General features: G+C 70.2%; 23 protein-coding genes and 1 pseudogene. 14 read left to right on the top strand and 10 right to left on the bottom strand.

What is annotated here, in order from left to right; translation table 11 throughout:
- Positions 1 to 172: 172 nt before the first annotated feature.
- Together ACYVK3_RS17175 and ACYVK3_RS17170 are read right to left on the bottom strand one after the other, a co-directional pair.
- Positions 173 to 817 carry a transcriptional regulator gene (locus tag ACYVK3_RS17175; RefSeq protein WP_460498562.1) on the bottom strand — a complete coding sequence of 215 codons (645 nt, stop codon included), beginning with the start codon at positions 815 to 817 and terminating at the stop codon, positions 173 to 175.
- Positions 814 to 1,917: a sensor histidine kinase gene (locus tag ACYVK3_RS17170; RefSeq protein WP_460498561.1), complete on the bottom strand. Its 1,104-nt coding sequence runs from the start codon at positions 1,915 to 1,917 to the stop codon at positions 814 to 816. Before ACYVK3_RS17170 ends, ACYVK3_RS17175 begins: the two co-directional genes overlap by 4 nt.
- A 113-nt stretch (positions 1,918 to 2,030) precedes the next feature.
- On the opposite strand from ACYVK3_RS17170, the gene ACYVK3_RS17165 reads away from it, so the two are divergent.
- Complete coding sequence (locus ACYVK3_RS17165; RefSeq protein ID WP_460498560.1) at positions 2,031 to 2,768, top strand: ABC transporter ATP-binding protein; 738 nt, start codon at positions 2,031 to 2,033, stop codon at positions 2,766 to 2,768.
- The gene (locus tag ACYVK3_RS17160; RefSeq protein WP_460498559.1) at positions 2,765 to 3,532 is read left to right on the top strand and encodes an ABC transporter permease; all 768 of its coding nucleotides are present in this window, start codon (positions 2,765 to 2,767) and stop codon (positions 3,530 to 3,532) included. Before ACYVK3_RS17165 ends, ACYVK3_RS17160 begins: the two co-directional genes overlap by 4 nt.
- Before the next feature lie 98 nt (positions 3,533 to 3,630).
- Here the strand turns inward: ACYVK3_RS17160 and ACYVK3_RS17155 are convergent, their stop codons facing one another.
- Positions 3,631 to 4,638 carry a glycoside hydrolase family 11 protein gene (locus ACYVK3_RS17155; protein ID WP_460498558.1) on the bottom strand — a complete coding sequence of 336 codons (1,008 nt, stop codon included), beginning with the start codon at positions 4,636 to 4,638 and terminating at the stop codon, positions 3,631 to 3,633.
- Positions 4,639 to 5,081: 443 nt separating this feature from the next.
- Entirely contained in the window at positions 5,082 to 5,450 is a 369-nt protein-coding gene (locus ACYVK3_RS17150) for a MerR family transcriptional regulator (protein ID WP_460498557.1), read from the bottom strand.
- A 56-nt stretch (positions 5,451 to 5,506) separates the two neighbouring features.
- Between ACYVK3_RS17150 and ACYVK3_RS17145 the strand changes: the two genes are divergently transcribed.
- Positions 5,507 to 6,616 carry an alkene reductase gene (locus tag ACYVK3_RS17145; RefSeq protein ID WP_460498556.1) on the top strand — a complete coding sequence of 370 codons (1,110 nt, stop codon included), beginning with the start codon at positions 5,507 to 5,509 and terminating at the stop codon, positions 6,614 to 6,616.
- A 63-nt stretch (positions 6,617 to 6,679) separates the two neighbouring features.
- Here the strand turns inward: ACYVK3_RS17145 and ACYVK3_RS17140 are convergent, their stop codons facing one another.
- From ACYVK3_RS17140 to ACYVK3_RS17130, 3 genes are all read right to left on the bottom strand, one after another.
- Positions 6,680 to 7,975, bottom strand: a complete 1,296-nt coding sequence (locus ACYVK3_RS17140) for a pectate lyase family protein (protein ID WP_460498555.1) — start codon at positions 7,973 to 7,975, stop codon at positions 6,680 to 6,682.
- A 151-nt stretch (positions 7,976 to 8,126) separates the two neighbouring features.
- Entirely contained in the window at positions 8,127 to 8,591 is a 465-nt protein-coding gene (locus tag ACYVK3_RS17135) for a peroxiredoxin (protein ID WP_460498554.1), read from the bottom strand.
- A 64-nt stretch (positions 8,592 to 8,655) separates the two neighbouring features.
- Complete coding sequence (locus ACYVK3_RS17130) at positions 8,656 to 9,120, bottom strand: DUF3052 family protein (protein WP_460498553.1); 465 nt, start codon at positions 9,118 to 9,120, stop codon at positions 8,656 to 8,658.
- Between the two features lie 347 nt (positions 9,121 to 9,467).
- Between ACYVK3_RS17130 and aceE the strand changes: the two genes are divergently transcribed.
- Positions 9,468 to 12,200, top strand: a complete 2,733-nt coding sequence (gene aceE / locus ACYVK3_RS17125; RefSeq protein WP_460498552.1) for a pyruvate dehydrogenase (acetyl-transferring), homodimeric type — start codon at positions 9,468 to 9,470, stop codon at positions 12,198 to 12,200.
- An 84-nt stretch (positions 12,201 to 12,284) separates the two neighbouring features.
- Here aceE and trxA read toward each other — a convergent pair whose 3' ends face one another.
- On the bottom strand, positions 12,285 to 12,680 hold the full coding sequence (gene trxA, locus ACYVK3_RS17120) for a thioredoxin family protein (RefSeq protein WP_460498551.1): 396 nt from the start codon (positions 12,678 to 12,680) through the stop codon (positions 12,285 to 12,287).
- A gap of 122 nt (positions 12,681 to 12,802) precedes the next feature.
- On the opposite strand from trxA, the gene ACYVK3_RS17115 reads away from it, so the two are divergent.
- The 8 genes and pseudogenes from ACYVK3_RS17115 (at position 12,803) to ACYVK3_RS17080 (ending at position 22,131) form a co-directional block, all read left to right on the top strand.
- A complete protein-coding gene (locus ACYVK3_RS17115) occupies positions 12,803 to 13,987 on the top strand; it encodes a PucR family transcriptional regulator (RefSeq protein WP_460498550.1) in 1,185 nt (394 codons plus the stop codon).
- A gap of 78 nt (positions 13,988 to 14,065) precedes the next feature.
- Positions 14,066 to 14,965, top strand: a pseudogene (locus ACYVK3_RS17110) (ACP S-malonyltransferase); the annotation flags it as partial.
- A gap of 14 nt (positions 14,966 to 14,979) precedes the next feature.
- Positions 14,980 to 15,933 (top strand): beta-ketoacyl-ACP synthase III, encoded by a 954-nt coding sequence (locus ACYVK3_RS17105; RefSeq protein WP_460498549.1) that lies wholly within the window; start codon positions 14,980 to 14,982, stop codon positions 15,931 to 15,933.
- Positions 15,934 to 15,953: 20 nt separating this feature from the next.
- Positions 15,954 to 16,190: an acyl carrier protein gene (locus ACYVK3_RS17100; RefSeq protein WP_030159099.1), complete on the top strand. Its 237-nt coding sequence runs from the start codon at positions 15,954 to 15,956 to the stop codon at positions 16,188 to 16,190.
- A 1-nt stretch (position 16,191) separates the two neighbouring features.
- Positions 16,192 to 17,409, top strand: a complete 1,218-nt coding sequence (gene fabF, locus ACYVK3_RS17095; RefSeq protein ID WP_460498548.1) for a beta-ketoacyl-[acyl-carrier-protein] synthase family protein — start codon at positions 16,192 to 16,194, stop codon at positions 17,407 to 17,409.
- Positions 17,410 to 17,667: 258 nt separating this feature from the next.
- Positions 17,668 to 18,876, top strand: coding sequence for a DUF418 domain-containing protein (locus ACYVK3_RS17090; RefSeq protein WP_460498547.1), 1,209 nt, complete (start codon positions 17,668 to 17,670; stop codon positions 18,874 to 18,876).
- Between the two features lie 18 nt (positions 18,877 to 18,894).
- Positions 18,895 to 19,425, top strand: coding sequence for an MFS transporter (locus ACYVK3_RS17085; RefSeq protein WP_460498546.1), 531 nt, complete (start codon positions 18,895 to 18,897; stop codon positions 19,423 to 19,425).
- 60 nt (positions 19,426 to 19,485) lie between these two features.
- On the top strand, positions 19,486 to 22,131 hold the full coding sequence (locus ACYVK3_RS17080; protein WP_460498545.1) for a Dyp-type peroxidase: 2,646 nt from the start codon (positions 19,486 to 19,488) through the stop codon (positions 22,129 to 22,131).
- Between the two features lie 45 nt (positions 22,132 to 22,176).
- Here ACYVK3_RS17080 and asnB read toward each other — a convergent pair whose 3' ends face one another.
- The gene (gene asnB, locus ACYVK3_RS17075; RefSeq protein ID WP_460498544.1) at positions 22,177 to 24,030 is read right to left on the bottom strand and encodes an asparagine synthetase B family protein; all 1,854 of its coding nucleotides are present in this window, start codon (positions 24,028 to 24,030) and stop codon (positions 22,177 to 22,179) included.
- Between the two features lie 277 nt (positions 24,031 to 24,307).
- Here asnB and ACYVK3_RS17070 point away from each other — a divergent pair, with 277 nt between their 5' ends.
- Together ACYVK3_RS17070 and ACYVK3_RS17065 are read left to right on the top strand one after the other, a co-directional pair.
- The gene (locus tag ACYVK3_RS17070) at positions 24,308 to 24,964 is read left to right on the top strand and encodes a transcriptional regulator (RefSeq protein WP_460498724.1); all 657 of its coding nucleotides are present in this window, start codon (positions 24,308 to 24,310) and stop codon (positions 24,962 to 24,964) included.
- On the top strand, positions 24,961 to 26,127 hold the full coding sequence (locus ACYVK3_RS17065) for a sensor histidine kinase (protein WP_460498543.1): 1,167 nt from the start codon (positions 24,961 to 24,963) through the stop codon (positions 26,125 to 26,127). Before ACYVK3_RS17070 ends, ACYVK3_RS17065 begins: the two co-directional genes overlap by 4 nt.
- Here ACYVK3_RS17065 and ACYVK3_RS17060 read toward each other — a convergent pair.
- Positions 26,108 to 26,941 carry a phosphoribosylaminoimidazolesuccinocarboxamide synthase gene (locus ACYVK3_RS17060; RefSeq protein ID WP_460498542.1) on the bottom strand — a complete coding sequence of 278 codons (834 nt, stop codon included), beginning with the start codon at positions 26,939 to 26,941 and terminating at the stop codon, positions 26,108 to 26,110. The genes ACYVK3_RS17065 and ACYVK3_RS17060 overlap by 20 nt on opposite strands.
- Positions 26,942 to 26,983 lie beyond the last annotated feature (42 nt).

Below are 26,983 nucleotides of genomic sequence, written 5' to 3'. Positions count from 1 at the left end.
GGCGGCGGAGTCGGTCCGCCCGCCATGCCGGCGGGCGGCCGACGGTCGGACCCGTCAGGGTCGGGCGGTCACCGCGATCACGATCAGCCCGGCGGGACGCCCGAGGACGATCGGTGCTCGTGGTCGGCCATGGCCGCGGCCTCGAAGCCGAGCGCAGCCGAACCGAGGCCGGCTAACGCAGGATGCCCTGGTGGAGGGCCCGCAGGACGGCGTTGGTGCGGTCGCGGGCGCCGAGCTTGAACAGGATGGTCGAGACGTGGTTCTTCACCGTGCCCTCGGCGAGGAAGAGCGCCTCGGCGATCTCGCGGTTGCTGTAGCCCTCGGCGACGAGCCGCAGCACTTCCCGCTCGCGCTCGGTCAGGTCCTGCACCGGCGCGGCGTCCCGAGCGAACGGCGAGGCGCCCGAGCGGATCGCGCGCAGCAGCCGGTCGGTGATCGACGGCGCGATGAGCGTCCCGCCGTCGGCGAGAATGCGCACCGCCCGAGTCACCTGTTCGAGCGTGACGTCCTTGAGGAGGTAGCCGCGCGCGCCCGCGTGCAGGGCGTCGAGGACCAGGGTGTCGTCGTCGAAGGTCGTGAGGACGAGCACCGGGGTCTCGATGCCGCGCTCGCGGAGCCGCCCGAGGGTCCAGATGCCGTCGTACTGCGGCATCCGCAGATCCAGCAGGATCACGTCGGGCTCGGTCTCCTCGACGACGGCCAGTGCGGCGAGTCCGTCGTCGGCCTCGCCCACGACGTCGAGGTCGGCCAGCTCGAGCAGGCCCCGGATGCCCTGGCGCACGAGGGTCTGGTCATCGACCAGCACCACCCGGGTCATGAGGCCGGCACCCGGGCGGTGACCCTGAACCCTTCGCTGCCGTCGAAGTCCGCGTGGCCGTCGAGCGCTTCGAACCGTTCGCGGAGCCCGCGCAGGCCGTTGCCGAGCACCGGTTCGCGCGAGCCCCGTCCGTCGTCGGCGGCGGTCAGGACGACGCCGGACCGCTCGGAGGCGACCTCGATCCACAGCTCGCGGGCGTCGGCGTGCCGGATCGTGTTGGTGACGATCTCCTGCACCGCCCGCACGATCGCGGCGGTCTGCTCCTCGCCGACGCGGACGTCGGGCTCCACCTCGATCGACACCTCCAGGTCGGGCAGGTCCCGCACCACCTGGCGCAGCGCCTCGGCGAGGTCGGGCGAGCCGGTCCGCAGCTCCCCCACGGTCGCGCGCACGTCCGCCAGGAGCTCGCGGGCGACGGTGTTCGCCCGCTCGACGTGCTCGCGCGCCCGCTCGCCCTCGCGGTGCCGCGCGGTCTCCAGCTGCAGAGTGAGCACGGTGAGCTGGTGCCCGATGAGGTCGTGGAGCTCGCGCGAGATGCGCAGCCGCTCGGCGGTGCGCGCGGACTCCGACAGCAGGACCGTCGCCGCCTGCAGGCCGACGTGGGCCTCGGTCAGCTCGCGGCGCATGCGCTGCTCGCGCAGGAGCGTGGCGGAACTGAGCATCGACGCCAGTTGGATCAGCAGGTAGAAGCCCACGAAGATCATCGCCTCGGAGGCCCGCTCGTCCCGGCGCGACATGAGGAGCGCCAGGACGATGGTGTTGGCCGCGACGACGGCCAGGCCGACGCGCAGCGGCACGACGTAGACGCTCACGGCCGCGGTCACCACCAGGAGGATCGGCAGCAGTCCCATCGGCGGCGACGACGCCACGACCACCCACGAGGCGGCCACGGCCACGGCGAAGGAGACATATCTGCGCTTGGTGGGCCTGGCGCCGGCGACCGCGAACAACAGCGCACCGAAGAAGACCGCGAACATCGCGATCCACACCGCGCGGGGAATGGTCGGCTCGACCACTCCGATGAGCACCGGGCCGCCCACGCCGACCGACACGACGAGCATCACGAGCCCCGACCACTCGTCCGTCCCCAAACGCCGCATCACCCGATTCTAGGAGGCGGACGGCTCCGTGTGCCCGTGCCGAAAGTCATGGGCCCGGTTCCCGACGATCGGCACAGGCGACGGACCCGCTGCGGCGCATAGCGTCGTATGCCATGAACAGCACAGCGACGGCGCTCCGCGCCGAGCACCTTCATAAGCGCTACGGCGAGACGGTCGCCGTCGACGACGTGAGCCTGGCGGTCGAGGAGGGCGAGGTGATCGGCGTCCTCGGCACGAACGGCGCGGGCAAGACCACCATGGTGGAGATGATCGCCGGTCTGCGCACGCCCGACCGCGGCAGCGTCAGCGTTCTGGGCCTCGATCCGCGGCGCGACCGCGCGAAGGTCCGACAAGTCCTCGGCGTCCAGTTGCAGGAGACGCAGCTCCACGGCGCGTTGACCGTGGACGAGCTCCTCGGCCTCTACCGCAGCTTCTACCACCGGCCCAGGCCCGCGGAGGAACTGCTGGAGCTGGTCGGCCTGGGCGAGCAGCGCGGTACCCGGTTCGAGCGGCTCTCGGGCGGGCAGCAGCAGCGGCTTTCGATCGCGCTCGCGCTCGCCGGGCGGCCCCGGATCGTCATCCTCGACGAGCTCACCACGGGCCTCGACCCGCGCGCCAGGCGCCAGATGTGGAAGACGGTCGAACGCCTCCGCGACGACGACGTCACCATCCTGCTGGTGAGCCACGCGATGGAGGAGGTCGAACGCCTCTGCGACCGCGTCGTCCTGCTCGACGCCGGTCGCATCGTCACCGTGGACACGCCGGCCGGCCTGGTCGCGCGCGCCGGAGCCGAGAACCTCGACGACGCGTTCGTCGCACTCACCGGGAAGCAAGTGGAGGAGACCGAATGAGCACCGTCGTCGAAGCGCGGCGCCCCGGCGTGCGGGCGTGGCTGACCCTCACCGTGTGCGAGGGCAAGATGGTCGTCCGCGACACCGCCGGGCTCGTCATCCCGATCGGTCTGCCGCTGCTCATCCTGGTGATGAGCGCGTCGTCGGCGAGCGACGAGGTGGTGGTCAACGGGCGCACGGCCCTTGACGTCTTCGTCGTGCCGCTGGTGCTGACGATGGTCATCGCCACCATCGGGATCATCAACATGCCCAGTTTCCTGGCCTATTACCGGCGCTCGGGAATCCTGCGGCGCCTCTCGGTCACACCGGCCTCGCCGGCCATGGTCCTGGTGGCTCAGGTGGCGGTGAGCGTCGTCCAGGCCGCCATCGGCATCGGTGCGGCCCTCGCCGTGGCGGTCCTCGGCTTCGGCACGAAGCCGCCGGTCCACCTCGGCACCGCCGTCGGCGGGTTCGTGCTCGCGATGGCGGCGATGTACGCGTTGGGCATGATCGTGGCCGCGGTCGCGCCGACCCCGAACTCGGCGGTCGCCATCGGTCTGGTCGCCTTCTTCGCGCTCGGGGCGCTGGGCGGCATGTTCGGCGGGCGGGAGAGCCTGCCCGATCCGGTCGCCACTGTCGGCGAATGGCTCCCCTTCGGCGCCTCGGTGGAGGCGCTCTCGGCGGCTTGGGCCGGAGGCGGTTTCGAGGCGGCCCATCTGGCGAGCTTCGGCGGGACGATCCTCGCCGGCGTCGCCGTCGCGGCCGGGCTGTTCCGCTGGGAGTGACACCGGCGCGGGCCCTCATCGGCGGCGGGAACTATGCGAGACGGCCCCCGGCGGATTCCCGCCGGGGGCCGTCTCGTCCGTCGCGTCGGGGTCCGGCCCTAGCTGCAGGAGACCGACGGCCAGTTCCAGTTGCCGTTGGCCTGGATGGTGACGCCGAAGCTGTTGCCGCTGCCGTTCGGCGTGGCGACCATCCGCTGCGCGGTGGGCCAGTTCCGGTCGCAGTTCCAGGTGGCGATGATCTTCGCCGGGGACGGCACGTCCATCACCACCCGCCAGTCGCTCTTGCCCGAGACGTTGCAGGTGAGGTTGTAGCGGTCGCTCCACTGCTGGCCGGCCACGAGGGACGCGGTGCAGGCGCCGCCGCCGCCGTTGCCGGGGTCCTCGCCGCCGGGGTCGCCACCGCCGTTGGTGCTGCCGACGGTGATGTTGGAGCTGCCGCTGCTCTGGTAGCCCTCCGTCGCCATGATCATGTAGTAGCTGAAGTTGCCCAGGTTCATCCCCGCGCGCTCCCACGCGTCGAAGTGGGTGCCCGTGTTGATGGTTCCGCTGCTCCGGTGGCCCTGCCGGACGCTCCAGTACTGCGCGAAGGTCTGGTTGTCTCCCTCCACTGACGGGGCGTTGTACCGCATGGAGTGCAGGAGGGTGTACGTGCCGCCGTCGTCGGTGACCGAGCCGCGCTGCTCGGCGCCGCTGCTGGGGTTGTACGGTCCGTGGGACTCCACGATGTAGTACTCCACCAGCGGGTTGGAGGTCCAGCCGTAGAGTGCCAGGTAGCCGTTGCTGCCGTGGTTGACGCTGCCGCTGTAGTTCACGGCCCGGCGTCCGCCGTTGCTCCAGCCCTTGCCGCAGACGAAGTTGTTGGTGCCGCTCCACTGGGTGCTGTAGTTGCCGCCCGACCCCATGGTCATGGACACCGAGCCCTGCGTGTCGGTCCAGAACGAGTAGTAGTAGCCGTCGTGCGTGCCCTCCTGGTTGGTGGTGATGACCTGCTGGGCCTGGGCGGTGCCGGGCACCATCAGCCCGGAACCCAGCGCGAGGGCGGCCCCGCCGCCGAGCAGCATGCTCCTGCGACTGAAAGGGCTTCCGGGGGGGTTGTCCTTGGACATGTTTCCTCCTTGAGATGGCCGGCGAGGAGCCGGCCGGTGGTTCTCGACGCGACGAGCCTGGTGGCACCAGGGTGAGGGCGGCGGGTCGGCGTCAGTGCGCGGCGGGACACGGCCGGTCGACGCGGGGTCGCCGACCGCAGGACCGAGTCTCACCGGTCGATCAACATCGACAGACATCAATGTTAATCAATAGCACCAGTATGGAGAGACCGCGTGAGCTTGTCAACGACTTCCGGAAAGTTTTCGAGAACAAAATTTCGAGTAGCCGGCCTCGACGAGGAGTATCAATACAGCTAAATTGCTATGCTTGATCGAAACAACATCGAACCAAGTCGATTAATGTGCGATCATGAGAGTTCGGACCACGTCGGTATCACCGAAACTTTCGGAGCCCTTTCGGGCGGTTCGCGGCACTGGAATCACAAGAGGCGCGACGCCTGGGACTAGCGGCTCCGCCGGAGGTCGGCGGTCTCGATGACCTCGTCGAGGATCTCGCGGGAGCGGACGAGGTCGGTGATCGCGCGGTCGATGCGGTCGCGTTCGGCCCGGAGGTCCTCCACGAGCCGCGGGGTCGTCGCCTCGTTCGGGCCGCCATCGCTGTCGCGCATGCACGGGAGCATCCCTGCGATCGTGCTCGAATGGAGCCCGGCCGCGAAGAGGTGCTGGATGCGGACGACCCGGTCGACGGCGCTCTCGGCGTATTCGCGGTGGCCGCCGGGGGTGCGCTCGGCGCGCAGCAGCCCCTGCTGCTCGTAGTAGCGGAGCGACCGTTCGCCGACGCCGGTGCGGCGGGCGAGCTCACCGATGCGCATGGGCTGTCTCACAAATCCTTGAACCTGACACCAATGTCAAGTTCTACGGTACCCGCATGACGAACGCACCGACGGCCGAGCGCCTCTTCGCACCCACCCGACTCGGAGCCCTGGAACTGCCGAACCGACTGGTCATGGCCCCGATGAGTCGGAACCGCGCCGACGCTGACGGCACCCCCACCGCGCTCATGGCCGAGTACTACGCACAGCGGGCCACGGCCGGACTCATCATCGCCGAGGCCGCCATCCCCAACCGCGTCGGCGTGCCCAGCCCGAACGTTCCCCGCGTCTACACCGAGGCGCACATCGCCGGATGGCGGCACGTCACCGAGGCGGTAGCCGCCGCCGGAGGCCGGATGTTCCTCCAGATCGAGCACGGCGGCCGCATCGGCCACCCGGACATCAGCGGGCTGAGGCCGGTCGCCCCCTCACCGATCGCGCTGCCCGAAGGCGTCCACACGCCCGGCGGGCGCCGCGACGCCCCGGTCCCCCGCGAGATGTCGGTCGAGGACATCCGCGCCACGGTGGCCGACTTCGCGAACGCCGCGCGAGGCGCCGTCGCCGCCGGCTTCGCCGGCGTCGAGGTCCATTCGGCCAACGGCTACCTGCTCCACCAGTTCCTCGCCACGAGCACGAACCACCGCACCGACGCCTACGGCGGTTCCACCGACCGGCGCATGCGCTTCACCGTCGAAGTCGTCCGGGCCGTCGCCGAGGCCATCGGACCCGAACGGGTCGGCGTGCGCATCTCCCCCGGCGCCCGCGTCAACGGAATCGAAGAGGCCGACGCCGAGACGCTGTACCCGGCGCTGCTCGACGCCGTCGGGCCGCTCGGCCTCGCCTATCTCCACATCGCCTTCGCCGATCCCGACCGCCCGCTGTTCGCCGAGCTGCGGCGGCGGTGGGACCGGCCGCTCATCGCCAACCCGACACTCGACTGGGACCGGCCCGTCCCCGCCGACGGCGGTCTGGGCGAGGCCGTGCGCCTGCTCGAGGCCGGCGCCGACCTCGTCTCGCTCGGGCGGGCGTTCCTGGCCAACCCCGACCTGGTCGAGCGCCTGCGGATCGGCGCGCCGCTGAATCCCGTGCGGGAGCGGGGGCTCATGTACAGCGGCGGCGCGACCGGATACACCGACTACCCGACCCTGGACATGGCCGACGCGTAGGCCCGCATCCGCCGCGCCCGTCACGAGACGGCGCGGCCGGGTCTCCGGCCGCGCCCCGCGGGTTCAGCAGCGTCCCCCGGCGCCGGCCTTCGCCTTGACGAGCCACGGGACGGCCCACGTCGGGTGGATCTTGCCGTGCAGCTCGGGCCGCTCGCCGACCTCGCCGCCGAGCGGACTGTCGGGATTGTCCTCGTTGTAGGCCGCCAGCAGGTCGGTCCGCCGGCCGTTGAACAGGCTTCCCTCGATGTGGACGTCCGTGCCGCCGTATTCGCCGATCACGGCGCCCGGGTCGACCCCGGCCATCAGGAAAGCGTTGTTCTCGGCGTAGATCGAGGAGTGGACGCCGACCCCGATCGAGTAGAAGTACGGATAGGACGTCTCGCCGTCATGGGTGTACAGGTTGTTGTAGACGTGGTTCTGGCCGTATCGCAGGCGCGGGGCGCGCTGGCTGGTGTTCTCGAACCAGTTGTGGTGGACGGTGACCCGCAGCTTGTCCCACTCCTCGTAGCGGTCGGAGTCGGTGTTGCCGATGAGCATGGTCTTGTCGTGGTTGGAGATGTGGCTCCATGAGACGGTGACCAGGTCGGAGGCGCGCACGATGTCGAGCGCGCCGTCGAGGTGCTCGACGCGCGAGCCCCAGATGACCGGCGCCTCGTAGTCCTCGAAGCCGCCGTCGGTGATGGTGAGGTGGTCGAGCCACACGTGGGTGGAGGCGCTGACCTCGAAGTTGTCGAATTCGCCGTCCCAGGCGTCGCCCTCCCAGGCGGGAAAGCAGTCGTAGGCCTCGTGGACGCCGAGGTTGCGGACGATGACGTTGTCGACGCCGTTGAGGAAGAACGAGCCGTGGGTGACCGAGGCGTCGCCGCTGCCGACGATCGTGGTGTTGGAGCCGGGTTCGAGCAGGACGTGCTCGCGGAAGGCGTCATAGGAGCGGTCGCGGGCCTCTTCGACCGGCCCGGAGGGCTCGTTCCATCCCCATACATCGGGGTCGTAGGTCTCGAGGTAGAGCTCCCAGCTGTATCCCGGCTCGTTGAAGTCGTCGCAGGCGAGGGGCTTGCCGTCGGCATCGGTCCAGGCGTCGATGTGGCCCTCGACGTGGACGATCTTGGGCTGATCGCCTTGGACGGCGGCCTGGAGCTCCGCCCACGTGTCCACGGTGAAGACATTGTCGTCGGTGGCCTCGGAGCCGCCGGTGGTGCCGCCTTCGGCGGCGGCCCAGCCGTCGTTCGCGGCGAGGGTCTCGCGGCCGAGGTCGTGGTCGTGTTTCGGGGGTTTCGCCTCCGCGGCGCCGGAGAGGGCGGTCGCGGCGACCGCGGCCGTCGCGGCGGCGGTGAGGAGTCGTCTCGCAGGACCGTTCATCGTCGAATGTGTCCCTTCGGGGTATGGAATGCAAGCGGTTGCACGCAACCGATCGCTCCAGCTTGGCGTACACATTCGGTATTGTCAATATCCCGACGAGCATCGGGCGCGAAAAAGCCGCCGGGAGGACCCGGCGGCTCTCGCATGGGCACTAGTGCCCCAGCTCTGCCAGGGCCTTCTGCCAGACGCCCTGGTCACGCGCCTCACCGGGCATGTTCATCTCGCTGAAGCGGACGACGCCGGTCTTGTCGATGACGAACGTGCCCCGGTTCGCCGTGCCCTTCTCCTCGTTGAACACCCCGTAGGCCCGCGCCACCGCGCCGTGCGGCCAGAAGTCGCTCAGCAACGGAAACGCGAAGCCCTCACGCTGCGCCCAGACCTTGTGGGCGAACGGGGAGTCGACCGAGACGCTCAGGACCTGGACGTCGTCGGTCTGATAGGTGTCGAGGTCGTCACGGACGCCGCACAGCTCGCCCTCGCACACGCCGGTGAACGCGAACGGGTAGAACACCAGCAGGACGTGCTTGTCGCCGCGGAAGCCCGTGAGCGCCACGTCCTGGTTGTTCTGGTCCTTGAGCGTGAAGTCGGGGGCCGGGGTCCCCGGTTCGATCGGCATGGGTGCTCCTTGCGCGCGGACGGCCCCCGCGGGGAGGGCCGTCGGTGGTCTGACCGGCTCGACGTTAGCGCCGGGCCACGACCATGCGCGAGGCCACCCAGTCGGGGGAGGCGTTGAGCGTCTTGGTGGACTGCAGTCCCGCCAGCGTCGCCGACTCCTCGATCGTGACCGGGTCGATGTGCCCCTCGCGGCCGGCCTTCGGCGTCAGGAGCCACACCGTGCCCCCTTCGTCGAGGGGGTCCCTGGCGTCCAGCAACAGGTCGACCAGGTCACCGTCGTCGTCGCGACACCACAGCAGGACGGCGTCGACGATCTCGTCGGAATCCTCACCGAGCAGTTCGCCGACCGCCTCCACCACCGCGGCGCGCAAGGTCGCGTCCACGTCGGTGTCGAAGCCGATCTCCATGACGGCCTCCACGCCGTCGAGCCCGAGTCTCTGCGCCACGCTGCTTCCGTCAACCGGGCTGCCCGGAGCGTTCACGTCGTCGCCTCCATCCGTGTGCCTCCATTCTGAGCTTGTCCACAGCATATGAAGTAGAGCATATGAGGTGCAGCATATGGGGCGCTTGCGCGGCTTGCTGCGCGCGCCCGCGCGCTCCGGCATCATGCCGGTCCGACTTGGACCGGACCGCAACGCCGCGTGAAGGGAAGGTGAGCACACGTACACGCGGCTGTGATCTTCGATGCCGCGGGCCCCTGCGATGATCGCGCAGGTGAGCGACGTTCGAGGTCGCCGACGGTGTGTGCGCGGTCGCATCACGCCGGGTGGGCGGGCGAAGGTCGCGGTAGATTCGAGGGAGGATGGTAGAACATCGATGACACTCTGCCCGACATGGCACAGCTATAAACGTGCAGTCTAAGAACGAGGGATCGCCCGTGACCACGGAACAGAACCGGCCGCCCATCAGTGACGGATTGCCGACCCAAGTACCGGACACTGACCCGGAGGAGACCAGCGAATGGCTGGAATCCCTGGACGGCCTCCTTGACGCCGGCGGGCGGACTCGTGCCCGCTACGTCGTCCAGCGGCTGCTCGAACACGCGCGCAAGCGGCAGATCGCCATTCCGGCGTCGACGAGCACCGACTACGTCAATACCATCCCGGTCGAGGACGAGCCGCACTACCCCGGCGATGAAGAGGTCGAGCGCCGCATCCGCGCGTTCGTGCGCTGGAACGCGGCCATGACCGTCCACCGGGCCCAGCGGCCCGGCATCGGCGTCGGCGGCCACATCTCCACCTATGCCTCCGCCGCGAGCCTCTACGAGGTGGGCCACAACCACTTCTTCCGCGGCCGGGACCACCCCGGCGGCGGCGACCAGGTGTTCTTCCAGGGTCACGCCTCGCCCGGAATGTACGCCCGCTCCTACATCGAAGGACGGCTGAGCGAGGACCAGCTCGACGGCTTCCGCCAGGAGGTCTCCCGCGCCCAGGGCGGCCTGCCGTCCTACCCCCACCCGCGCCTGATGCCCGACTACTGGCAGTTCCCCACCGTGTCGATGGGCATCGGCCCGATCAACGCGATCTACCAGGCGCTGTTCAACCGCTACGCCCACGATCGGGGCATCAAGGACACCTCCCAGCAGCAGGTGTGGGCGTTCCTCGGCGACGGCGAAATGGACGAGGTCGAGTCCAGGGGCGCGCTCCAGTTCGCCGCGGGCGCCGAGCTCGACAATCTCACCTTCGTCGTCAACTGCAACCTCCAGCGCCTCGACGGCCCGGTGCGCGGCAACGGCAAGATCGTCCAGGAGCTCGAAGCCTACTTCCGCGGCGCGGGCTGGAACGTCATCAAGGTGATGTGGGGCCGCGAGTGGGACCCGCTGCTCGCCGCGGACGCCGACGGCGCGCTGGTGAACCTCATGAACACCACCCCCGACGGCGACTACCAGACGTTCAAGGCCGAGTCGGGCGCGTTCATCCGCGAGCACTTCTTCGGCCGCGACACGCGCACCAAGTCCCTGGTCCAGAACATGAGCGACGACGAGATCTGGGACCTGCGCCGCGGCGGCCACGACGACCGCAAGATCTACGCCGCCTACAAGGCCGCGATGGAGCACGAGGGCCAGCCCACCGTCATCCTGGCGCACACCGTCAAGGGCTACAAGCTCGGCTCGGCCTTCGAGGGCCGCAACGCGACCCACCAGATGAAGAAGCTGACGCTGGACGACCTCAAGGGCTTCCGCGACTCGCTCGACATGCCGGTCCCGGACTCCGACCTCGAGGCGAACCCGTACCTGCCTCCGTACCTCAAGCCCGAGGACGGCAGTCCCGAGGCCGAGTACCTTCGCGCCCGCCTCGCCGACCTGGGCGGGCCGCTCCCCGCGCGCAAGAACACGGTCATCCCGCTGGACCTGCCGGGCGACGACGCCTACAAGTCCGCCAAGCGCGGCTCGGGCAAGCAGAAGGTCGCCACCACCATGGCGCTCGTGCGGCTCCTCAAGGACCTCATGCGCGACAAGGAGATCGGGAAGCGCTGGGTGCCGATCATCCCGGACGAGGCGCGCACGTTCGGCATGGACGCGATGTTCCCGACCGCGAAGATCTACTCCCCGCACGGGCAGCAGTACCTGTCGGTCGACCGCGACCTGTTCCTGTCGTACAAGGAGTCGGAGCAGGGGCAGCTGCTGCACCTGGGCATCAACGAGGCCGGCTCGGTCGCCGCGTTCACCGCCGCCGGCACCTCGTACGACACGCTCGGCGAGCCGATGATCCCGTTCTACATCTTCTACTCGATGTTCGGGTTCCAGCGGACCGCCGACGCGATCTGGGCCGCCGCCGACCAGCTCAGCAACGGCTTCCTGATCGGCGCCACCGCCGGGCGGACCACGCTCAACGGCGAGGGCCTCCAGCACGAGGACGGCCACTCGATCCTCATGGCCCACACCAACCCCGCGGTGATCTCCTACGACCCGGCGTTCGGTTACGAGATCGGGCACATCATGCAGGACGGCCTGCGCCGCATGTACGGCGAGGGCGAGCACGTCTTCTACTACCTGACGGTCTACAACGAGCCGATCGTGCAGCCGGCCGAGCCGGAGGGCGTCGACGTCGAAGGCATCCTCAAGGGCCTGCACAAGGTCTCCTCCGCCGAGGTCAGCGGACCGCGCGTGCAGCTGCTCGCGTCGGGCTCGGGCATGCCGTGGGCGCAGAAGGCCGCCGAACTGCTCGCCTCCGACTGGGACGTCGCGGCCGACGTCTGGTCGGTCACCTCGTGGTCGGAGCTCAACCGCGAGGCGGTCGAGACCGAGAAGCACAACCTGCGCCACCCGGAGGCCGAGAAGCAGGTTCCGTATGTGACGCAGAAGCTCTCGGGCGCCGAGGGCCCGTTCGTGGCCGTCAGCGACTACATGCGCTCGGTGCCGGACCTCATCAGCCGCTGGGTACCGGGCGAGTACACCTCGCTGGGCACCGACGGCTTCGGGCACTCCGACACGCGGGGCGCGCTGCGCCGGTACTTCAACGTCGACGGCGAGTCGGTGGCCGTCGCGGCACTCCAGCAGCTCGCCGCGCGCGGCGAGGTCAAACCGGAGCTGGCCGCTCAGGCCGCCGCGAAGTACCAGATCACCGACCCCACCGCCGCCGAGGCGGGCGAGGCCGGCGGAGACTCGTAACGCACCGAACAGAGCGGGGCCGGGAAGCAATCGCTTCCCGGCCCCCTTCATGTCTGATGCGGTGATCCCGCGGTGCGCGCCCGGCTAGTCGTGCTGGTGACCGGCGTGGTCGGCGCCGGCGCTCTCTTCCTTGGCGATCTGCTCGCGGACCTCGTCCATGTCGAGGGCCTTGACCTGCCGGATGACCTCCTCGAGCGCCTCACCGGGCAGCGCGCCCGGCTGGTTGAACAGGAGGATGCCGTCGCGGAAGGCCATGAGCGTCGGGATCGACTGGATGCCCGCCGCCGCGGCGAGCTCCTGCTGCTCCTCGGTGTCGATCTTCGCGAAGAGGACGTCCTCGTGCTTCTCGCTCGAGGCGTCGTAGGTCGGCGCGAACTGCTTGCAGGGACCGCACCAATCCGCCCACCAGTCGACCAGCACGATGTCGTTGTCGGTGACGGTCTCCTCGAAGGTGTCCTTGGTCAGTGCAACCGTGGCCATAGATGTGGCCGCCTCTCTGTCTTGGCGTGATTCTGGTGCTATCCGGGCAACGATAGTGGCACATCCGGTATTCCGCCCGACGTCGGCGCGAGGCGGCCGCCACGTCTGGCAGGCTATAGGACATGGATCTGGCCACCACCATTCAGAACATCGAACGCTCCACCTCGGCGCTGACGACCCAATCGCTCACCCGCATGGATGAACGACTCCCCTGGTTTCGCGATCTGCCGGCCGAGCAGCGCTCGATGGTGACCCTGGTGGCCCAGGCCGGCGTCCGGCAGTTCCTGGAGTGGCTGCGCGCCAGCGGCGAGGACCTCGGCTCCTCCGACATGGTCTTCGAGGCCGCCCCGGTCGAACTGGCCCGCGCGATCAGCCTCCAGCACACCGTCGCGCTCATCCAGGTCGTCATCGACGTCGTCGAGGAGCAGGTCCCGGCCCTGGCCGCCGAGGGCGAGGAGGAGCCGCTGCGCGAGTCGGTGCTGCGCTTCAGCCGCGAGATCGCCTTCGCCGCCGCACGCGTCTACGCCCGCGCCGCCGAGACCCGTGGCGCCTGGGACGCCCGCCTCCAGGCCATGCTCGTCGACTCGCTGCTGCGCGGGGAGTCCTCCGACGAACTGGTCGGACGCGCCGCCGCGCTCGGCTGGTCGGAGACGCAGTCGATCACCGTCGTCTGCGGCAACACGCCCGGCGGCGAGGCGACGCTGGTGCTGCATTCGGTCCAGCGGGCGGCCCGGCGCCTCGGCCTCGACGTCCTCGCGGGCGTCCACGGCGCCCGCCTGGTCATCCTCCTCGGCGGCGTGCCGGACCCGATGGAGATCGTCGAGAAGCTCACCGGCCAGTTCGGCGAGGGCCCGATCGTCGTCGGACCGACCGTCACCGGTCTGGCCGAGGCCTCGAGCTCGGCGCTCGCGGCCGTCGCGGGGCACCGGTCGGCGCCCGCCTGGCCGGACGCGCCGCGCCCGGTGTCGGCGACGCAGCTGCTGCCCGAGCGGGCCATCGCCGGCGACGAGGCCGCGCGGCGCCAGCTGCGCGAGGTCGTCTACGTGACACTGCGACGCGCCGGCGGTGAACTGCTGGAGACCATGGACGCGTTCATCGCTTCCGGCGGGGTCCTGGAGGGCACCGCCCGCGAGCTGTACGTCCATCCCAACACGGTCCGGTACCGGCTCCGCCGCATCCAGGAGGTGACCGGTTTCTCCCCGACCGACCCGCATGAGGCGTTCGTGCTGCGTGTGGGGTTGACCATAGGCCGCCTGGAGAGCTCCCCGTCCAGCAGGCGTTCCCGCAGTTTACAACTGTCGTTGTAGAGTTCCTACAAGAACGGGACGGGCTTTCAGTCATCTGAACATGCCCGTTTCGGCTGTTCACTGAGCGAAAGTCTAGATGTGCTTGCCATTCTCGCTCCCGGGCAGGGTTCACAGAAGCCCGGGTTCCTCACGCCATGGATCGAAGCCGACCAGGACGCGGCCGCGACGCTGCGCGAATGGTCGGAGCTGATCGGCCTCGACCTCCTCCACCTCGGCACCGAGGCCGACCAGGCCGAGATCACCGACACCGCCAACACGCAGCCGCTGCTGGTCGCCGCCGGGCTGCTCGCCGCCCGGAAGCTGCCCGTCGAGGCCGCCTCGGTCGTCGCCGGGCACTCCGTCGGCGAGCTGACCGCCGCCGCCCTCGCCGGCATCCTCACCCCCGAGGCCGCCGTCCGCCTCGCCGCCGTCCGCGGCCGCGAGATGGCCGCCGCATGCGATATCGAGCCCACCACCATGGCCGCGGTCCTCGGCGGCGTCGAGGCCGACGTCCTGGCCGCGATCGAGGCCGCCGGAGCCTGGCCCGCCAACCGCAACGGCGCCGGCCAGATCGTCGCGGCCGGCCCCGTCGCCGCGATCGAGAAGCTCACCGAGAACGCCCCCGAGCGGGCCCGGATCATCCCCCTGAAGGTCGCCGGCGCCTTCCACACCCCGCACATGGCGCCCGCCCACGCGGCCCTGGAGGCCGTCGCGGGCGACATCGCCACCGCCGACCCCGAGCGGACCTTCCTGTCCAACCGCGACGGCAGGCCCGTCGAGACCGGCTCGCAGGCCCTCCGGCAGCTCGTGGACCAGGTCACCTCACCGGTCCGATGGGACGCCTGCATGAGTACGCTTGGAGCGTTGGGCGTCACGGCCGTCATCGAACTGCCGCCGGCAGGGACGCTCACGGGCCTGGCCAAGCGGGCTCTCAAGGGCGTCGAACGGCTCAACGTCAACACCCCCGAGGACCTGGCGGCCGCCGCCGAACTCGCCGCCAGTGAAGGAGTCCAGTGAGCGCCAACGGATCACGCGTCATCAGCGTCGGCCACTACCAGCCCGAGAAGGTCCTCACCAACGCCGAGCTCGCCACGATGGTGGACACCAACGACGAGTGGATCGTCAGCCGCGTCGGCATCAAGGAGCGCCGCATCGCCGCCGACGACGAGAAGGTCGCCGACATGGCGGTCAAGGCCGCCGAGCAGGCCCTCGCGAACTCCGGTCACACCGCCGCCGACATCGACATGGTGATCGTCGCCACGGTCTCGGCCAAGGACGTCTGCCCGAACACCGCCTGCCGCGTCGCCGAGGCCCTCGGCGTCGCCACCCCGGCCGCGATCGACGTCAACACGGCCTGCTCGGGCTTCGAGTACGCCTTGGCGCAGGCCGACATGGCCATCAGGATCGGCAGCGCGAAGCGCGCCATCGTGATCGGCGCCGAGAAGCTCACCGCGGTCACCGACTGGGAGGACCGCTCCTCCTGCGTGCTGTTCGGCGACGCCGCCGGCGCGGTCGTCGTCGAGGGCACCGACGACCCAGCGCTCGCGATCAGCCCGGTCGTGTGGGGATCGGAGCCGTCCATGGCCGACGTCATCCGCATCGAAGAGGACGTCCCGTACATCAAGCAGGCCGGCCAGACCGTGTTCCGCTGGGCCACCACCCAGCTCGCGCCGCTCATCGAGCAGGTCGCCGAGCGGGCCGACGTCAAGATCTCCGAGCTGGCGGCCTTCGTGCCGCACCAGGCGAACCTGCGGATCATCCAGGGCATCGCCAAGCGCCTCGACTTCAGCGACGACTGCGTCATCGCCGAGGACATCGTCTACTCCGGCAACACCTCGGCGGCTTCGGTGCCGCTGGCGTTGTCGAAGTTGGTACAAACTGGCAAGATCGCCTCCGGCGCCCCGATCCTCCTGTTCGGGTTCGGCGGCGGGCTCACCTATGCCGGGCAAGTCATCCGCTGCCCGTAATTATCGAGAGGAATACACACATGTCTCGTGACGAGATCCGCGAAGGGCTGTCCGACATTCTCGAAGAGGTCGCGGGCGTCAATCCCGACGACGTCGCCGACGGCAAGTCCTTCACCGACGACCTGGACGTCGACTCACTGGCGATGGTCGAGGTCGTGGTCGCCGCCGAGGAGAAGTTCGGCGTCAAGATTCCCGATGACGAGGTCGCCAACCTGAAGACCGTCGGCGACGCCGTCTCCTACATCGAAAAGGGTTAATGTGACTGAGGTAGTCGTCACCGGGCTCGGCGCGACTACCCCGCTCGGCGGGGACGTGGCGTCGACCTGGGAAGCCCTCGTCGCCGGGAAGTCCGGCGTCAACGCTCTCGAAGAGGAGTGGGCGCGGGATCTCCCGGTGCGCATCGCCGCCCAATTGGCCGTCGAGCCCTCCGAGGTCCTGCCTCGGATCCGGCTGCGTCGCCTCGACCGCTCCGAGCAGATCGCGCTCATCGCCTCCCAGCAGGCCTGGGACGACGCGGGCTTGAGCGACGACCTCGACTCCGAACGCCTCGGCGTGGTGTTCGGGTCCGGCATCGGCGGCGCCCTGACCCTGCTCGAACAGGACGACATCCTGGAGGAGAAGGGGCCGCGGCGGGTCTCGCCGTACACCGTGCCCATGCTCATGCCCAACGGCCCGGCGGCCGTCGTCGGCCTGGAGTTCCGCGCGAAGGCCGGGGTCCACGCCCCGACCAGCGCCTGCGCCACCTCGGCCGAGGCGATCTCGTGGGCGGCCGACATGATCCGCGTCGGTCGCGCCGACGTCGCCATCGCCGGCGGCGCCGAAGCGGTCATCGGCGGCCTGCCGATGGCCGGGTTCGCGTCCATGAAGGCGATGTCGACCCGCAACGACGACCCCGAGCGGGCCTCGCGGCCCTGGGATCGCGACCGCGACGGCTTCGTCATGGGCGAGGGCGCCGGCGCGCTGGTGCTCGAGCGCCGCGAGCACGCCGAGGCCCGCGGGGCGACGATCTACGCGGTCGTGGCCGGTTCGGGCCTGACATCGGACGGCTTCGACATCGTGCAGCCGGACCCGGAGTGCAACGGCGGCGGGCGCGCCATGCGCGCCGCCATCAAGCAGGCCGGGATCGATCCGAAGAGCATCGGGCACGTCAACGCCCACGCGACGTCGACGCCGGTCGGCGACATGGCCGAGGTCAAGGGCGTCAAGCGCGAGATCGGCGAGCACGTGGTCCTGACCGGGACCAAGTCGATGACCGGGCACCTGCTCGGCGGGGCCGGCGCGGTCGAGTCGATCGCGACGATCATGGCGATCCACGACGGGGTCATCCCGCCGACGATCAACCTCGACAACCCGGACCCGGACCTGGACCTGGACGTGGCGGCGAACGAGGCCCGCAAGATGGACCTCGACGCCGCGATGAACACCGGCTTCGGCTTCGGCGGCCACAACGCCGCGGTCTTGTTCGCGAAGCCGTAGGCGGAGTGGACTTGAAGCGGAGCACGAAGCCGTAGTCTCGGCGAACGTCACCGGGCCCCATCGTTTCGCGATGGGGCCCTTGCAGTATCCGAACCGGCCGCTATGACTTCGGTCACTTGCTCGGGACTCGCCCCGAGGTACCTCACGCACCGCCGGAAGGTCGGACGCCGGCATGACTCCAGGTCCGCCCGGGAATTCATACACTGAGGGCGAAACCGACAACCACCTACCGAGACCCGAGCGCAAGGGAGCCCTCCCGTGTTCACCACGCCCGCCCAGACCGTCGCCCCGCCGGGGCCGGCCTCCCTCGGCCCGATGTCCCGCGGCGAACGCTCGCTCGCCCCCGACATCGCCCGCGGCGGCCTGCTGCTGTTCATCGCCATCGCCAACGTCGCGGTGCACCTCTCCGGTCACATGATCGACGACTACACCCACTTCGCCGACTCCTCGACCGCCGACCGCGTCGCCCTCTTCCTCGAGCAGCTGTTCGCGGCGGAGCGGTCCCGTCCGATGTTCGCGATCCTCTACGGCTTCGGCATGGCGGTCATGGCCTCGCGCATGTTCGGCCGCGGCATGGAGGCCAAGGGCGTGCGCAAGGTCCTGCGCCGCCGCTCCTGGTGGCTGGTCCTGCTCGGCCTGCTGCACGCGATGTTCCTGTTCTACGGCGACATCCTCGCGCCCTACGGCGCCACCGGTCTGATCGCGCTGTTCTTCGTCCACCTCTCGACCAAGGCGCTCAAGCGCTGGCTGTGGGGCACCGGCGTGTACGTGGTGCTGGTCGGCACCCCGGTCCTCGCGTTCATGTACAGCGTCGGCGCGGGAGCCGACACCGGACTCGACATGCCGGCCTACGCGGTCCAGCTCGTGTTCGGCGCGATCGCCTCGGTCACCGGCATGCTCGCCTTCACGGTGCTGATGCTGTTCGTGCCGCTGGTGATCGTCGGCATGATGATCCAGCGCGGCGGCTGGATCGACCACCCCGAACGGCACCTGCCGCAGCTGCGCCGCGTCTTCGTCTCGGGCATGGTCGTCAATGTCGCCAGCGCGATGCCGGTGGCGCTGGTCGGGCTCGGCGCCTGGCACCCGCCGACCGTGGTCTTCCAGGGAACGCTGCTGCTGACGCTGCTCGGCGGCATGTACGCCGGCCTGGGCTACGTCTGCGGCTTCGCCCTGCTGGCCCACCGCTGGCGCGCCCGCGGGCGCGCCGGCGTCCCCGGTGCGCTCGCCGCGGTCGGGGAGCGATCGCTGACGTGCTACCTGGCGCAGTCGATCATCATGGCCCCGCTGCTGGCCGTGTGGGGCCTCGGGCTCGGCGACGGCATGGGCTACCTGACCGCCTACGGCGTCGCCGCCGGCACCTGGCTGCTGACGGTGCTGCTGGCGGTGTTCATGGCCAAGCGCGGATGGCGCGGCCCGTTCGAGGTGCTCCTGCGCCGACTGACCTACGGTCCCGAGCGGGCGGCGTGACACAATACGCGCGTGCATGTGAGGCAGACTCCGTTCCGTCTGCTGCGGGCCGCGGTGTTCGCAGCGGTGTCGGTGTCCGCCTCGGCGCTGCTCCACGTGTGGGGCGGCGGGGCCGCGCCTCGGCCCGATTACTTCACCGCCGCGCTGGCATTGGCCTTCATCGCCGCGTTCGCGGCCGGGGGCCGCCAGCGCGGTTTCGCCGTTCTGGTGCCGCTGTGCCTGCTGGCGCAGTGGGGTCTCCACGAGGTCTTCTCGCAGGGTGTGGCCGCCGCGGTCCACCATCACGGCGGGCCGGCCGTGAGCATGCTGCTGGTCCACGCCGCGGCCGCGCTCGCCCAGGCCTCGTGGCTGGCGAGGGGCGAGGCGGGCTTGGCGGCGCTGCTCGATCTGCTCACGCTGTTCTTCGCGCGGGTCCTGCGCCTGCGCTTCGGCCGGGCGGTCGTCGCGGTCCGTCCGCGCGTCCTGCGTTCGAGCGCGAGGCGGCTGCGGTCGCTCGAGCCGGTCCCGGACGCGATCTCGCGGCGCGGTCCGCCCGCGTTCACTCTCTGATCCCTGTTCCTTCCCCCTGATCATCGGCGCCACTGCGCGCCGTTCCCCAGAGAGTGAGTCATGTCCGAACAACGTTCTCGGGCTGCCGTGCGGCAGCTCCTCCTCCGGCTGCATTTCTACGCCGGCGTCCTCATCGCCCCGTTCTTGGTCGTCGCGGCCCTCACGGGGCTGCTCTACGCCGCCTCCTACGAAGTGGAGGACGCGCTCTACGACGAGCTGCGCACCGTCGACGACGTCGGCGGCGAGCGCCTGCCGTTGTCCGAGCAGGTCCGTGCCGCTTCCGAGGCCCGCCCCGACTGGACCGTCACCGGCGTGCGCCCCGCGTTCGAAGACGAGGACGCCGCGCAGGTCCTCTTCGACGACGGCGCCGTGCGCGAGTCCGGCGCGGTCGCGGTGGTGTACGTCGATCCTTACACCGGTGCGGTGCAAGGCGATGCGACGAGCTACGGCAGCTCCCACGCGGGGCCGTTCCGTGAGTGGGTCGCGACCTTCCACCGCACGCTCCATCTCGGCGAGGTCGGCCGCTCTTACAGCGAGCTGGCGGCCAGCTGGCTGTGGGTGATCGTCTTGGCGGGCGCCGTGCTGTGGCTGACGCGCCGGCGCCGTCCCGGTGCGCTGCTGTGGCCCCGTCGCGGCGCGGCCGGTCGAGCCCGTTCGCTGTCCTGGCATGCCCCGGTCGGCCTGTGGCTGGCCGTGGTGCTGCTGTTCTTGTCGGCGACGGGCCTGACGTGGTCGCGGTTCGCCGGGGAGCACATCACCGAGCTGCGCGCTCAGCTCGATTGGTCGACGCCGGCGCTGACCGTCGGCGCCGGGGAGCACGAGGCCCACGAGGGCCACGGGCACGACCACGGCGCCCCGGTGGCTTCGGCGGTCGATTCGGTGGACGCGGTCTATGAGGCGGCGCGTGCGGCGGGGCTGGAGGGGCCGCTCCAGTTGACGCTGCCGGCCGGCGCCGGCGGCGAGTTCGCCGTAGCCGAGACGCAGCGGTCGTTCCCGGTGCGGCAGGACGCGATCGCGGTCGCGCTCGACGAGTCCGGCGGCGCCGAGGTCACCGAGACGCTGCCGTTCGCCGACTGGCCGTTCATGGCGCAGGCGGCGAACGTGTTCATCGCCGCGCACATGGGTCTGCTGTTCGGCCTGGTGAACCAGCTGCTGCTGGCGGCGGCGATGCTGGCGTTCCTGTCGGTGATCTTCCTGGGTTACCGCATGTGGTGGCAGCGCCGCGGCAAGGACGCCGCGCTCGGGCGGCCGTACCCGCGCGGCGCTCTGCGGCGGCTCCCGTGGTGGCTGGTCGCGCTCGCGGTTCCGGTGATCGCGGTGATCGGCTGGTTCATGCCCCTGTTCGGTGTGCCGCTGCTGGTGTTCCTGGTCGTAGACGTCCTCATCGGTCAGTGGCGGCGGCGCCGCCCCTCGGGCGATGACGCCCCTCCGGGCGAGGGCGTCACGCGCCGGACCGCGCTCGGGGCGGCGAGCGCCACCGCGGCGATCGCCGGAGGCGTGGGATACGTCGTCGGCTCGGACCACGAGCACGAGGGCGAGGCGCACGACCACGCCGCGGGCGCCGAGTCGTTCTACGGTGAGCGCCAGGGCGGGATCGCCACGCCGATGCAGGCGCATGCGGTGTTCGCGGCGTTCGACCTGGCCGACGGAGCGAGCGCGGCGGGGCTGCGGGGCCTCATGGAGGACTGGTCGGATACGGCCGCGGCGCTGACGCGCGGTGAGGCGCCGCCGAAGGCCGGTTCCGACACGGCGGAGCATTTCGACGCGGAGGCGGTCGCGGCCGGGCTCGACCCGGCGCGGCTCACCGTCACGTTCGGTTTCGGTCCGGCGCTGTTCGGGAAGACGGGTCTGGGCTCGGCCCAGCCGGCGAAGCTGGTGGAGCTGCCCGAGTTCGACGGTGACCAGCTCGTTGCGGCCTGGTCGGGCGGGGATCTGCTCGTCCAGATCTGCGCCGACGATCAGCAGGTGGCGGCGAACGCGTTCCTGGAGCTGCGCAAGCGCGCGGCCGGCGTCGGGACGCTGACGTGGGTGCAGCAGGGTTTCTCGTCGGCCCCGGCAGACGGCGGCACCCCCCGCAACCTGTTGGGCTTCAAGGATGGCAGCCTCAATCCCCAACTCGGGAGCGCGGACTTCGACGCGCGTGTGTGGGCCCGCGACTCGGAGCCGGACTGGTTCGAGGGCGGCACCTATCTGGTGTTCCGCAAGATCCGCATGAAGCTGCCGAACTGGAGCATGGCGACGGCCGAGGAGCAGCACCTGTCGATCGGGCGCGACCGCGACACGGGCGCGCCGCTCAGCGGCGGCGGGGAGTTCGACCACCCGGACTTCGAGGCGCTCGACGCCTCGGGGCTGCCGGCGGTCCCGGCCGATTCGCATGTGGCGGTGACGCACAACGCGCCGATGTTCCGGCGCGGCTACAACTACGATTACGGGTTCCTGACGCAGGGGGACGTCACTTCGGACGCGGCCGGCCACGAGCACGCACCGGGGACGGCCGACCACGGACACGAGGAGCGCCCCTACGACGCGGGACTGCTGTTCGCGTCGTTCCAGGCCGACCCGTCGGCGTTCATCGAGACGCAGGAGCAGATGGCCGCCTCCGACCGGCTGATGGAGTTCATCGTCGCCGAGGGCAGCGCGATCTTCGCGGTGCCGCCGGGTGCGTCCGAGGGCGGCTTCGTCGGCGAGGGCCTGTTCGGCCGCTGAGGCGTCCGGCCGTCTCCCGGTGCCCGGGAGGCGGCGGCTCCGGCCTCAGAGCACGGTGGGCCTGGCGGCGCCGATCTGGGCATACCAGATGCAGAAGACCATGATCGTCCAGATCTTGCGCGCGTGGTCGTGGCCGTCGCGGTGCTCGCGCAGGAGGCGGCGGGCGTATTCGAGGTCGAGGAGGTGGCCGCAGCCGCTCTGCGCGAGCAGCTGGTCGACCCACTCGAACAGCGGTCCGGCCAGCCACTGCCGGTGCGGGGTGGGGAAGCCCATTTTGGGCCGTTCCACGATCGCCGGCGGCACGATCTTCTCCACGGCCCGTCGCAGCGCGACCTTCGTCTGGGTGCCGCTCAGGCGGTGCTCGGCGGGGATGCGCGAGGCCACCTCCCACACGCCCCGGTCGAGGAACGGGACGCGGACTTCGAGGCTGTGCGCCATGGACATGCGGTCGGCCTTGACGAGGATGTCGCCCCGCATCCAGGTGTGCAGGTCGAGGTACTGCATGCGGGTGGCCGGGTCGAGGTGCGCGGTCTCCTCCCAGTAGCGCCCGGTGATGTCGCGGTGGTCGGAGGCGGGGTGGCGCAGCAGGGCGGTCTTGGCCTCGTCGGTGAAGATCTTGGCGTTGCCGATGAAGCGCTCCTCGATCTCGGCGGTGCCGCGTTCGAGGAAGCTTTTACCCTTGGCCCCTTCGGGGAGGGCGCGAGAGGCACGGCGCAGCAGGTGCTTGGCCGAATCGGGCAGCGCGGTGACCGGGCGCAGCGAGCGCGGCTCGTGGTAGATGGTGTAGCCGCCGAACAGCTCGTCGGCGCCTTCGCCGCCGAGGGCGACGGTGACGTGCTCGGCGGCTTTCTTCGCGACGAAGTACAGCGGCACCAGGGCCGGGTCGGCGACCGGGTCGTCGAGGTGCCAGACGATCTTGGGCAGCTCGGTGATGACGTCGTGGAACGAGATCGGGGCCGGGATGTTCACCACGCCCAATTCGGCCGCGGACTGGGCGGCGATGTCGAGCTCGTCGGCCAGTCCCGGGTCGGTGAACTGGGCGGTGAAGGTGAGGATGTCGGGGTTGACCTCGCGGGCGAGGGCGACGATGGCGGTGGAGTCGATGCCGCTGGAGAGCAGCGCGCCGACCGGGACGTCCGAGCGCATGTGGATCCGCACCGACTCGCGCAGGGCCTCGGCGATCTCGGTGTGGAGCCGCTCGGGGTCGCTGATGCGGCCGGGGCGGAACATGGGCTGGAAGTAGCGCTGCGGCCTGGGCTTGGCACCGGGGCGGAACAGCGCGAAGTGCCCCGCTTCGAGCCGGGTGATGCCCCTGTGGAGTGTTCCGGGTTCGGGAGGGTACTGGAAGGTGACGTAGTGTCCCAGCGCCTCGGTGTCGACCGCGTCGGGAGAGCCGATGCCCGGCAGCGCCTTCTTCTCGCTCGCCAGCCACAGCGCCCCGCCGGACTCGGTCCAGTACAGCGGTTTGATGCCGAACGGGTCGCGCGCGGCGAAGAGGAGGTCGGCGTCGTGGTCGTAGAGGACGAACGCGAACATGCCGCGCAGGCGGTGGACGACGTCGGGCCCCCAGTGGCGGTAGCCGGCGAGGATGACCTCGGTGTCGCCGCGGGTCTCGAAGGCGGCGCCGAACTCGCGGACGAGCTCGTCGCGCAGCTCGAGGTAGTTGTAGATCTCGCCGTTGAAGACGATGCTCAGGCGGTCGCCGTCGCGTCGCATCGGCTGGTGGGAGCCGGCCACGTCGATGATCGACAGGCGCTTGAAACCCATGCGGACACTCGGTCCCTCGGGGTCGACCGCGGTCTCGTCGGGGCCTCGGTGGTGGAGCATTTCGAGCAGTTCGGCGAGGGCCGGTCCGCCGGGGTCGGCTTCGGCGCTGACTCGGACGACGAATCCGCACATGGAGCGCTCCTATGAAGTCGTAGGGTGTGGTGTCTTCATGTTGAATCGGCGCGGAGCCGATTGCGCCCCTCGAAGGTCTCCGGTCGGGCTCCGACCGGCATCGGGGGTCTACGCCGGTCGATGTGGGTGGTTGTCGGCCACTCGTCGGCGGCGGCCCTCCAGTCGGCTGGAATCCGCCCGCCGTGTGGACCCGGTGTTCACCGGGTAACGGATGCAGCCGGGGTGTACATCGTGAGTATGGTTCTAGGGTCTTCCCATGAGAGGAGGTCCAGCGCCAGTGATCCGCGTCCTCATCGTCGACGACGAGGCCCTCATCCGCTCGGGCTTCAGCTACATCCTCAATACGGCCGACGACATCGAGGTCGTCGACGCGGTCTCGGGCGGCGAGGCGATCGACAAGATCATCTCCCTGAGGCCCGACGTGGTCCTGCTCGACATCCGCATGCCGGACGTCGACGGCCTCACCATCCTCAAGCGCTTGCGGGACGTGTCCAGGCCGCCGATCACCTCCGTGCTCACGACCTTCGACACCGACGAGTACGTCGACGCCGCGCTCCGGCTGGGCGCCTCGGGTTTCCTGCTCAAGGACACCGACCCCGAACACCTGGTCCACCAGGTGCGCTCCCTCATGGCCGAGGGATCGGCGCTGTCGGGCAAGATCACCCAGACGATCATCGCCGGCTACCTTTCGGGCGCGGCGAACACCGCGAGCGATCCGCTCGTCGAGCAGCTCACCGAGCGCGAGCGCGACATCCTGGTCCGCATCGCCCAGGGCAAGTCCAACGGCGAGATCTCCGCCGAGGTGTTCCTGGGAATCGGCACCGTCAAAGACCACGTCAGCTCCATCTTCGGCAAGCTCGGCGTCGCCAACCGCGTCCAGGCCGCGCTCGTGGCCGAACGGGCCGGGCTCCTCGGTTCGGAGCACGAGCGGTGAGGCTCGAGACGCTGCCGCAGTGGTTCTTCGACGCCACCGTGATGGCCGTGGCCGTCGTCCACCTGGCACTCGTCATCGACCTGCAGAACCAGCCGCTGGCGTCCTTCGCGATGGTCGCGGTCGCGGCGCTGCTGTTCCGCAGGCAGGCGCCCCTGGCGGTCTTCCTGATCACCCTGCCGCCGGCCGTCTGGGTCGGCGAGAAGGTGGCCTCGATGCTGGCGCTGTACGCCCTCGCCTACCGGACGCGGCGCACATGGCTCACCGTGAGCGCGACCATCCTGCTCACGGCCTGCTTCGTGGTCTGGTCCATCGGCATCCCGGCCCACCTGCAATACGACGATCCGTACGGGCCGGCCGTGCCCGAACTGCTCGACTACGCGTTCGCGAACGACTACGCGATCCGCGGGCACCTGTACTACGTGCTCGTGGCCGCCGTCCCCGCGATCCTCGGCTACCTCCAGCGAACCCGCCGCGACCTGGCGGTACGGCTGTGGGAGATCACCGAGGCACGCGAACACGAGCAGCTGCTGCTGACCCAGCATGCGCTGGCCGCCGAGCGGGCGCAACTGGCGCGCGAGATGCACGACGTGGTCTCGCACCAGGTCAGCCTCATCGCGGTCCAGGCCGGCGTGCTCCAACTGCAGACGAAGGAGACGGAGACCAAGCAGTTGGCCTCGACGATCCGGCAGGTCAGCGTGAAGACGCTCGAAGAGCTGCGGCATATGGTGCGGGTGCTGCGGGCCTCGGGCGTGAAGACCACCGAGCTCGCCCCGCAGCCGACGATCGGCGCTCTGAAGGAGCTGGTCGACGGGAGCGGCATCGAGGCGTGCCTGGCGGTGGACCCGCTGCCGGAGATCGATCCGCCGCTGCAGCGAGCGATCTACCGGACCGTGCAGGAGGGCCTCACCAACGTCCGCAAGCACGCCCCCGGAGCGAAGGCGTCGGTGCGCGTCGCTATGGGCGGCGACGATCTGGCGGTCGAGGTCGTGAACACGGCCTCGAAGCGGCCGTCGGTCGAGCTGCCGAGCTCCCAGTACGGGCTCATGGGCCTGCGCCAGCGCGCCGAGCTGCTGGGCGGCGCGATCGACTACGGCCCGACCGAGGACGACGGCTGGCGGCTGCGGATGCGGCTGCCGCTCGCGGTCACCAGCGCCGACCGGTGAGGCGTTCGTAGGCGTCGACGTAGCGCTGGCGCGTGGCCTCGACGACGTCGTCGGGGATCTCGGGCGCGTCGCCGGAGTCGGGCTTCCAGCCGGTCGACTTGGCCCAGTCGCGGACGTACTGCTTGTCGAAGGACGGCTGAGACCGGCCGGGCCTCCACCGCTCGGCGTCCCAGAACCGGGAGGAGTCCGAGGTGAGGATCTCGTCGGCCAGCCGGAGCGTGCCGCTCGCGTCGGTCCCGAACTCGAGCTTGGTGTCGGCGATGATGATCCCGCGTTCGGCGGCGATCTCGGCGCCGCGGCGGTACACCTCGAGGGTCAGGTGGCGGACCTGCTCGGCCGGCTCGGTGCCGAGGTCGGCGCTCATGCGCTCGAAGGTGATCGGCTCGTCGTGGTCGCCCACGGCCGCCTTGGTGGTGGGCGTGAAGATCGGCCCGGGCAGCCGCGAGCCGTCGACGAGGCCGCCGGGCAGCTCGATGCCGCAGACCGCGCCGGTGGCGTTGTATTCGGCCAGGCCGGAGCCGGTGAGGTAGCCGCGTGCGATGGCCTCGACGGGCACCATGTCGAGGCGCATGACGCGCAGGGCCCGGCCGGCGAACTCGGCGGGCACGTCGTCGGCGGAGAGGACGTGGTTGGGGACGAGGTCGCCGAGGGCCTCGAACCACCACAGGCTCAAGGCCGTCAGCAGCGCGCCCTTCTCGGGGATCTCCGTGGGCAGGACGACGTCGAAGACGCTGACACGGTTGGAGGCCACGAGAATGAGGTCGTCGCCGTCGGCGTAGAGGTCGCGGACCTTGCCCTGGTAAATGAGTTCCACCACGTCATTACAGCAGCAGGGCGCACCGGCGATGTCGCTTCG

The organism is Glycomyces tarimensis, from assembly GCF_054776215.1.
The sequence above is the reverse complement of the archived record's forward strand: the minus strand, read 5'-3'. Positions and strand labels throughout refer to the sequence as shown.

Excerpts from the sequence above, each read along its gene's own strand:
- ACYVK3_RS17140 (WP_460498555.1), bottom strand. The coding sequence starts at position 7,975 with ATGAACGGTCCTGCGAGACGACTCCTCACCGCCGCCGCGACGGCCGCG.
- ACYVK3_RS17115 (WP_460498550.1), top strand. The coding sequence starts at position 12,803 with ATGGATCTGGCCACCACCATTCAGAACATCGAACGCTCCACCTCGGCG.
- trxA (WP_460498551.1), bottom strand. The coding sequence starts at position 12,680 with ATGGCCACGGTTGCACTGACCAAGGACACCTTCGAGGAGACCGTCACC.
- ACYVK3_RS17160 (WP_460498559.1), top strand. The coding sequence starts at position 2,765 with ATGAGCACCGTCGTCGAAGCGCGGCGCCCCGGCGTGCGGGCGTGGCTG.
- asnB (WP_460498544.1), bottom strand. The coding sequence starts at position 24,030 with ATGTGCGGATTCGTCGTCCGAGTCAGCGCCGAAGCCGACCCCGGCGGA.
- ACYVK3_RS17130 (WP_460498553.1), bottom strand. The coding sequence starts at position 9,120 with ATGCTGTGGACAAGCTCAGAATGGAGGCACACGGATGGAGGCGACGAC.
- ACYVK3_RS17080 (WP_460498545.1), top strand. The coding sequence starts at position 19,486 with ATGTCCGAACAACGTTCTCGGGCTGCCGTGCGGCAGCTCCTCCTCCGG.
- ACYVK3_RS17175 (WP_460498562.1), bottom strand. The coding sequence starts at position 817 with ATGACCCGGGTGGTGCTGGTCGATGACCAGACCCTCGTGCGCCAGGGC.
- ACYVK3_RS17170 (WP_460498561.1), bottom strand. The coding sequence starts at position 1,917 with ATGCGGCGTTTGGGGACGGACGAGTGGTCGGGGCTCGTGATGCTCGTC.
- ACYVK3_RS17135 (WP_460498554.1), bottom strand. The coding sequence starts at position 8,591 with ATGCCGATCGAACCGGGGACCCCGGCCCCCGACTTCACGCTCAAGGAC.
- ACYVK3_RS17150 (WP_460498557.1), bottom strand. The coding sequence starts at position 5,450 with ATGCGCATCGGTGAGCTCGCCCGCCGCACCGGCGTCGGCGAACGGTCG.
- ACYVK3_RS17145 (WP_460498556.1), top strand. The coding sequence starts at position 5,507 with ATGACGAACGCACCGACGGCCGAGCGCCTCTTCGCACCCACCCGACTC.
- ACYVK3_RS17165 (WP_460498560.1), top strand. The coding sequence starts at position 2,031 with ATGAACAGCACAGCGACGGCGCTCCGCGCCGAGCACCTTCATAAGCGC.
- ACYVK3_RS17155 (WP_460498558.1), bottom strand. The coding sequence starts at position 4,638 with ATGTCCAAGGACAACCCCCCCGGAAGCCCTTTCAGTCGCAGGAGCATG.
- ACYVK3_RS17100 (WP_030159099.1), top strand. The coding sequence starts at position 15,954 with ATGTCTCGTGACGAGATCCGCGAAGGGCTGTCCGACATTCTCGAAGAG.